The organism is Undibacterium sp. Xuan67W (assembly GCF_049340165.1).
Taxonomy (GTDB): Bacteria; Pseudomonadota; Gammaproteobacteria; order Burkholderiales; family Burkholderiaceae_D; genus Undibacterium.
Genome location: NZ_JBMPPN010000032.1, coordinates 23502 through 31276 on the forward strand (window position 1 = coordinate 23502; position 7775 = coordinate 31276).

Sequence of the window (7775 nt, forward strand, 5' to 3'; positions counted from 1 at the left end):
ATTTATCCCAACGGGATTTCTTGTTTCTTCGCCAGTGCATCCAGATCCTGCCAAATACTCATCTGATTCAACAAACGTGTCGCCGGATCCAGCATCGCATTCAGGTTAAAGAAGCGTTCCAGAGCTGTGTCGGTAAAGGCACTGCTTTGAGAAAAGTTAGTCCGACCATATTGCTTTTTAAAGGCGAGCAATAAGTCCCCCGGCGTATCCTTGTGCCACGACTGCATCAGACCGCCGACCATTAGAGCGCTGTCCGTGGTTTGCTCCAGCATGCGCGGATTGCGCGAGCTGCTGACATCTTTGTAGTCGAGCAAACGTGGAAAATAAAATTGCTTGATCCAACCAGCGAGGATACCACCGTCGCGCACGATTGCAACGCTGCGCCATTGTTTCCAGCTTCTTTCGGCTTTGTCGGCATCGACAAATAATTCATCGGCATGCACCACGCAGTCCTCAGCGAGTTCGATTTCTAGGATGACGGGCAAGCCAGCCTGCAAGGCAATTTCTTCCAGTTCAGGCATTTGTGGTTTTTGTCCGTGAGCATCTTGCAGCGCCTGTACAAAACTCCCCAGCGTTGCTTCATGTGCGGCATGAAGACTGCTGGTTGCCTGACAGAACGCGGCACAGGCGGCGAAGTAAGCCATCAGCTCGCCGACATAAATACCACCAGCGACACTAGTTTTATCCGTGTCGGCATGCAGACCGGCGCGTAGGGCATCGGCATGAATACCATTTCTCAATATGGGGTAGAGCCGGGTTGAGATGGTGCCGTATTTCACTAGAGTGCCGGCAGGCAAGGTAAATGATGTCATAGAATTCTTTATTAAAAAAAGCGGTTACCCAGGCCAAGCAAGACGACGATGCCGAGTATGGCGAAGATCGTGGCAGCTATCCAGCGCACCAGCTTGAAGGGGAAATTCGGTGCGGCGATCTTGCCAAGAAACACTGCGGGCACATCGGCGATCAGCATGCCCAATGTGCTGCCTGCGACAACCCAGACCAGACTACTGTATTTGGCTGCCAGTGCGACGGTTGCAAGCTGGGTTTTGTCGCCGATTTCAGCCAGAAAAAATGTAACACAGGTCAACAGGAACACGCCGTAACGACTCTCGTTGAGCGTGCTTTCTTCCATTTCGTCTGGTTTCAGGGTCCAGGCGGCAATCGCCAGAAACGACAAACCTAGTGCCCACTTTAAAATATCTGGCGAGACATTGGATGCGACCCATTGCCCCAGCCATGCAGCCAACGCGTGATTGGCAAGCGTGGCGACCAGGATTCCCAGAATAATCGGTAAAGGTTTTTTGTAGCGGGCAGCGAGCAGCAGCGCGAGTAATTGCGTTTTATCGCCAATTTCACCGATGGTGATGGCTAAGGCAGAGACGAGGAAAGCTTCCATGAGATAGGCGGATCGGGCGAGTTGAGCAATGATAAATGCACCTCTCGCCCAATCCCTGGTCAAAAAGGTACATATATCAAAGGTCTTGCCGGACTGTTGCTGAAAAAATCTTCAGGCTTCCAGTCAAACGCACCATGACGGCTGTCAAGTATGTTGATGCGTTTACTTCAATATCGATAAGCTTACCGATGATTGAAGCGGGCTACTCCCCAGTGAAATAAGTAACAGATTATACCCCATGCATGCCAGTGGCTATTGCTAAGATGCGTCCCAGCCATTTTTATGCGCGACTTCGCGGGCTTCGCGGGCTTCGCGGTCTCTGGCAAACATCTCTTCGAGTTCATCTCGCGCCTGTTTGGAAAGTGACACCATTTGCTGCTGATCTTTGTAATGTGGGTATACAGCATGCATGGTCTTGATATTGTGTTCACGAAAGCGCAAGGCAGTCAGGCGTGCCTGATAAGCCCTGAAGCCGAGTTGCTGCAATACCTGGCGGCCAATTTGCAGGGAGGATTCAAATGTTTCCCGTTCAAAAATATTCACGCCTCTGTCCATTAACTGGTAGCAGTGACTGATATTGCGGGCGCGTGCTACGATGGTCAGATGGGGGAAATGTTCCTTGGCGATGTCGACCAGCGCGAGACTATCTTCGACATCGTCAATCGCGATCACCAGAACTTTTGCTTTATCGGCACCTGCTGCATGCAGCAGGTCGGCACGGGTAGCATCACCGTAAAAAATTTTAAAACCAAATTTACGCAATAACTCGATCTGGTCCGGGTCGTGATCCAGCACTGTAGATCGTATGCGATTCGCATAGAGCAAGCGCCCCACAATCTGACCGAAGCGCCCGAAGCCCGCAATAATCACAGGGTTGTCTTGCGATGTGATTTCATCCTCGGGCGGTTTTTCCAGATTGCGCAAGCGCGGCTCCAGCCATTTATCGTATATCACCAGCAAGAGCGGTGTTGCGACCATCGATAGGGCGACCACCACGACCAGCAACGCGGAGGTCTCTGCAGAAAAAACCTTGGCACTGGTCGCTGTAGCGAACACCACAAACGCAAATTCACCGCCCTGTGCAAGCAAAAATGTGAACAAAGAACGTTGCGCTTTCGGGATTGAAAAACGACGGCTGAGAAAGTACAGCACACTCATTTTTATCAGCAGAAACAGCAGGACGATACCGAGAATTTGTAGTGGCTTTGTCAGGAATAAACCGAAGTCCACCGACATGCCGACGGCGATAAAGAACAGGCCAAGTAGCAGTCCTTTAAACGGTTCCAGATCGCTCTCAAGTGCATGGCGATATTCGGACTCGGCTAGCAAGACGCCTGCTAAAAATGTGCCTAGCGCCATGGACATATTGACGGATTCCATTAGCAATGCAATCGAAATCACCAGCAATAAGGCGAACGCAGTAAAGATCTCGCGCATTTCGGTTTTGGCGATGACACGTAATATCGGGCGTATCAGGTAACGGCCGCCCACAATCAATGCGGCAATGACACCGATGACTTTGAGACCCGCCAGCCAGCCTTCTGTTTCTCCCTGAGTTTCTGCTACACCTAATAAGGGAATCAAGGCAATCATAGGAATGGCCGCAATATCTTGAAACAGCAGAATCGAAAAACTTGCGCTACCGGCGGGCGTTGCCATCAGATTGCGCTCATCCAAGGTTGCCAGCGCAATTGCGGTAGAGGACAGTGATAAGCCCAGTGCGGCGATCAGCGATGTTTTCCAGCCTACACCTAGTGCAATACCAGCCAGGCTTAATGCGATGGTGCAACCGATGACCTGCGCGCCTCCCCAGCCAAAAATAGGACGTCGCATCGACCACAGACGTTTTGGCTCAAGCTCAAGTCCGATCACGAATAGTAGTAACACCACACCGAATTCTGAGAAGTGCAAGATCACCTGCACATCTTCAATCAGGCGCAAACCCCATGGGCCTATTGCCATGCCAGCCAGCAAATAACCGAGCACCGCGCCCAGTCCGAGACGTTTTGCGACTGGTACGGCAATGACTGCTGCCATCAAATAGATCAGAGCATTGAACAGCAAACTATTTTCCATTACGATTCCTTTATTTCTGACATTGGTGTCGATGTCGATGCCGTCCAGTCTGGATAGCTTTGCAGCAGATTCCGATAACGGTGGCAATGTGCTTGAACAATCGCCTCATCGACTTGCAGAGCGCCGAAAAGTATAAAAGGCGGAAGCCAGTTCATCCCGCATAAATTGGCGGTTTGTTCCATTGGTGGCAAGAACGCATCAAACGCGTGGCGATGCGTTCCACCGCTGCTATAGTCATTCAAACTGCCCCCGGTAGTCGCTGCTAGCCAGTAGTCTTTTCCCTGCAACGCCGTTCCGTCCTTGCCGTAGGCCCAGCCGTATTCCAATACAACATCCATCCATTCTTTTAATAACGCGGGCATGCTGTACCACTGGATAGGATGCTGGAAGATCACCAGATCTGCGGCCTCAAGCAGGGCTTGTTCATGTCGTAAATTGATATGAAAGTCTGGATAGGTCTCATACAAATCATGTACGTGAACATGCGGCAGATCACTGACAGCGGATAGCATGCGGCGATTGACGCGGGAGCGATGTAAGGCCGGGTGGGCGCAGATGAGTAAAATCGATTTGGATGTCATGAGTAGGTTAAAAGTCAAGGACAAGACCAGACTGTCTGGTCGATGGATGAATGCATGCTAACGCATCTGCTGGACTGGTTGTTAACTGACAACAGTCCTGTATGATTCCCCGCATTCTTTTTTGCGATGCTATTTTATGAAACCTCTTTATTCAATCGTGCTATTGAGCGTGTTATCGCTTGTTTCTGCTTGTAGCTCATTCGCAGTACGTACGGGCAAGGGAAGTACTGCCGAGCTGGTGTTGCTGGAGACCACCGATTTACACGCGAATGTACTTAGTTATGATTACTATAAACTCGCAGCCAATCCAGGCATCGGTCTGGAACGTACCGCGAACCTGATCCGGCAAGCAAGAGCGGAGTTCGCCAATACTATGCTATTTGATAATGGCGATGCGATTCAGGGTACCGCTCTGGCAGATTTTCAGCTATCGGCACAGCCTTTGACATGTCGCGAGACCTTGGCGATTTATAAAGTCATGAATGCTCTGGGCTATGACGCTGCCGGGATAGGCAATCATGAATTCAACTTCGGCTTGCCTATGTTGGCGCAAGTTACCGGACTGCAGTTTAACTTGCCCACCGTGCCAGATCAGCAGCAGGAGCGCTGCACCGGACCGCAATTTCCCCTTGTGCTGGCAAATATTCTGAGCGTCAAAGACCGTTTGCCGATTTTTCCGCCTTATGTGATTTTAGAGAAAGAGATACAGGCAACCAGCGTTGATGGTATGTCTTTTAAAAGTCGTCTCAAAGTCGGTGTTATTGGATTCACGCCGCCGACTGTGTTGCAATGGGATAAGCGCTGGCTGGATGGCCAGGTATTTAGCCTTGGTATCCGGGAACAGGCTGAGAAATATATTCCCGAGATGCGTGCACGTGGTGCGGATCTGGTGATTGTCATTTCCCATGGCAGCTTCGATGGGGCAGCTTACTCAGCAGGCATGGAAAATGCGAATTACCATCTTGCTAAAGTACCGGGAATTGATGCTTTGCTGCTGGGGCATGCCCATCAACTTTTTCCTGATGCCAAAAGTCAGGCCGCGCAATTTAATTTGCCTGGCATTGATAAAGTCAGCGGCCTAGTGCATCGTGTACCTGCGGTGATGGCTAGTTTTTGGGGGCAAAATTTAGGTCTGATCAAACTTGGCTTGAAATTTGACGGGCAGCACTGGCAAGTCGATCCGCGGCAAACCACAGTGCAGACGCGTGGAATTAAAAAGCCTGATGGATCCTACGTCAGTGCCGAGCCGGACATAGCGCCCATAGTACGATCTGAGCACGAGGCGACTATAGCGTATGTGAAGACGCCGATAGGTCAAACAGATTTTCCGATGTCGACTTATTTCGCAGATCTCGGGGATGTGTCTGCGCTTCAGATTGTGAATCAGGCGCAGGCAGATTATGTTCGTTCATTTGTCAAAACGAATTTGCCGCAATACAAGGATCTGCCTGTGTTGTCGATGAGCGCACCGTTTAAAAGTGGCGTGGGCGGTGCGATGGATTACACCGATATTGCGGCAGGTGAGCTCGCTTTTAACCACGCGGCGGATTTGTATTTGTACCCGAATACCGTGTACGCGCTTAAAGTGAACGGCGAAGAGTTAAAAAAATGGCTAGAACATGCTGCCCGGCGCTTCAATCAAATTGATCCTGAGCAGACCGCGACACAAAAACTGATTGCTCAGTGGCCTGGCTATAATTTCGATATGCTGAGCTCTTCAGATATCCGGTATGAGATTGATGTGACGCAAGCGCCGGGGCAGCGTATCCGGCATTTGGAATATTTGGCTAAGCCGGTTTCTCCGGCGCAGGAATTTATCGTGGCGACGAATAATTACCGGGCTAATGGTGGCGGAGGTTTTCCGGGAATTGATGACAGTAAAGTGATTTATGCATCGCCTGATGCGAATCGCGATGTTTTAATCCAGTACATAAAAACGCATCCGCTACTTTGTCTTAAAACAAACGGCATGGAGCGGAGCTGGCGTTTCAGCAAAGTGCTGACTGCCGGTCCTGTCACTTATGTCAGTGCGAAAAACAAATTGGATCTGGCGCGGCAACTTGGCTTGAGTAACCTGAGTATTTTTTCCGAAGATGAGGGGAGTGGAAAAAATTTATCGGTTTATCGCGTAGATTTGACTAAATGATATATACCAAATAACAAGCCTGCACGTGCTTGGGAGTAAACTGGATTCCTCAATAACAAGCATTGGATCATCATGGCGATCAACTTGGCCAATTTAATGAATTACTGGTCGGCGGCAGAGCTGGATGCCAACCTCATCATTTTTTTGAATTTGGCAGGAGCGATGCTGTTAGGGTTTGTGGTGGGGTACGAGCGTTACTATCACGGACGTGCTGCGGGCATGCGAACATATGGTCTGGTGTGCATGGCATCCGCTGCTTTAGTTGTGATTGCCGGTTATCCTGAGTTCTGGTTTGGTGCTCGCTCGCAGTACCCGGTTAATCTGGATCCTTCCCGAACGATACAAGGCATCGTTACTGGCATAGGCTTTTTAGGTGCTGGTGTCATTATGAAGGATGGCTTCAGCATCAGTGGCCTGACCACTGCAGCGTCTTTGTGGGCATCATCCGCGATTGGGATATTGGTTGGCATCGGCTTCTATGCGGCAGCTATTCTGCTTGCCTTATTGTCCGCCGCTTGCATGATCTGGGTATCGAAGCTTGAATCGCTGTTGCCATCACGCCCGGCGATTGCGATCACGATGCGCTTTAAGGATGGGTTTGTGCCTGATGAAAATACCTTACGCGCGATTGCCATCAAACGCGGTTATGAGATTGCGACAGGTACCATCATGATTTCTTGCCAGGAACAAAAAACCGAATGGCGTTTTGTGGCAGTCGCGCTCAGTCGCAAGCTTGGTGTTCCCTTAAGTGTGTTGTCGCAGGAACTCACGAAATTCGAGGGTGTTGAGTATTATCATCTTGCTCATGCACGTAACTGACATTGACATGGTAAATACTTAAGCATTGTTAAAATTATTCTGTTCCATTCAAAAATAAGAAATAATTCTTTTAAATCAATAATTTGCCGACTTGTTGCCGTATTGAGACAGCAATAGGATTGCTATCTTCAGATAGATTTACTGCGAAATTTTACGCCTTTTCATAAAAAGGTATTGACAGTGAAATCGAACATCTCCATAATTCGGGGTTCCCTACGGAGGGGTGGCCGAGTGGTTAAAGGCGACAGACTGTAAATCTGTTCTCTCTGAGTACGCTGGTTCGAATCCAGCCCCCTCCACCATAGGAAAAGAATTGCTTAATCGTGTGCGTGATTGATGCGGCTGAAGTGGTAGCCCCTGCGGGTGTAGCTCAATGGTAGAGCTGAAGCCTTCCAAGCTTATGACGAGGGTTCGATTCCCTTCACCCGCTCCAGTTTTATGTTTGTGCAAGAGTTTGTGCGCAAAACAAGCTGCCCTTGTAGCTCAGTGGTAGAGCACTCCCTTGGTAAGGGAGAGGCCACGTGTTCAATCCACGTCAAGGGCACCATGTACGCAGGTGTTTTCAAAGTTTTCAAATCTAAAAGTTGTCGGGCGCGTGCCTGTACATTCTCATCAAAATCGTTAGGAGTCTAAAATGGCAAAAGGTAAGTTTGAACGCACCAAGCCGCACGTCAACGTAGGCACAATTGGTCACGTTGATCACGGTAAAACCACTCTGACAGCAGCGATTGCGACAGTATTGTCCAAGAAATTTGGC

At 49.7% G+C, this 7775-nt stretch carries 7 protein-coding genes, 3 tRNA genes and 1 riboswitch; of the genes, 6 read left to right on the plus strand and 4 right to left on the minus strand.

Going from position 1 to position 7775, the window contains the following annotated elements:
- Window positions 1–2: 2 nt before the first annotated feature.
- The 4 genes from ACO0LE_RS19075 to ACO0LE_RS19090 all read right to left on the minus strand — a co-directional run bounded on the left by ACO0LE_RS19075 (window position 3) and on the right by ACO0LE_RS19090 (window position 4053).
- Window positions 3–812 carry a hypothetical protein gene (locus ACO0LE_RS19075; RefSeq protein WP_422961915.1) on the minus strand — a complete coding sequence of 270 codons (810 nt, stop codon included), beginning with the start codon at window positions 810–812 and terminating at the stop codon, window positions 3–5.
- An 11-nt stretch (window positions 813–823) separates the two neighbouring features.
- Window positions 824–1396: a TMEM165/GDT1 family protein gene (locus tag ACO0LE_RS19080; RefSeq protein WP_422961916.1), complete on the minus strand. Its 573-nt coding sequence runs from the start codon at window positions 1394–1396 to the stop codon at window positions 824–826.
- Between the two features lie 81 nt (window positions 1397–1477).
- Window positions 1478–1619, minus strand: a riboswitch (yybP-ykoY riboswitch).
- Window positions 1620–1654: 35 nt separating this feature from the next.
- Complete coding sequence (gene kefC, locus ACO0LE_RS19085; RefSeq protein ID WP_422961917.1) at window positions 1655–3472, minus strand: glutathione-regulated potassium-efflux system protein KefC; 1818 nt, start codon at window positions 3470–3472, stop codon at window positions 1655–1657.
- On the minus strand, window positions 3472–4053 hold the full coding sequence (locus ACO0LE_RS19090; RefSeq protein ID WP_422961918.1) for an NAD(P)H-dependent oxidoreductase: 582 nt from the start codon (window positions 4051–4053) through the stop codon (window positions 3472–3474). The genes kefC and ACO0LE_RS19090 overlap by 1 nt, the downstream gene beginning before the upstream one ends.
- 136 nt (window positions 4054–4189) lie before the next feature.
- Here ACO0LE_RS19090 and ACO0LE_RS19095 point away from each other — a divergent pair, with 136 nt between their 5' ends.
- The 6 genes from ACO0LE_RS19095 to ACO0LE_RS19120 all read left to right on the plus strand — a co-directional run.
- Window positions 4190–6199 (plus strand): bifunctional 2',3'-cyclic-nucleotide 2'-phosphodiesterase/3'-nucleotidase, encoded by a 2010-nt coding sequence (locus ACO0LE_RS19095; RefSeq protein ID WP_422961919.1) that lies wholly within the window; start codon window positions 4190–4192, stop codon window positions 6197–6199.
- Between the two features lie 72 nt (window positions 6200–6271).
- Window positions 6272–7018, plus strand: coding sequence for an MgtC/SapB family protein (locus ACO0LE_RS19100; RefSeq protein ID WP_422961920.1), 747 nt, complete (start codon window positions 6272–6274; stop codon window positions 7016–7018).
- Between the two features lie 217 nt (window positions 7019–7235).
- Window positions 7236–7320: transfer RNA gene (locus tag ACO0LE_RS19105), tRNA-Tyr, on the plus strand.
- A gap of 57 nt (window positions 7321–7377) precedes the next feature.
- Window positions 7378–7451: transfer RNA gene (locus ACO0LE_RS19110), tRNA-Gly, on the plus strand.
- 39 nt (window positions 7452–7490) lie between these two features.
- Window positions 7491–7565: transfer RNA gene (locus ACO0LE_RS19115), tRNA-Thr, on the plus strand.
- 87 nt (window positions 7566–7652) lie between these two features.
- Window positions 7653–7775: GTP-binding protein (locus tag ACO0LE_RS19120; protein ID WP_017454492.1), on the plus strand; the 123-nt coding region annotated here is incomplete at its 3' end.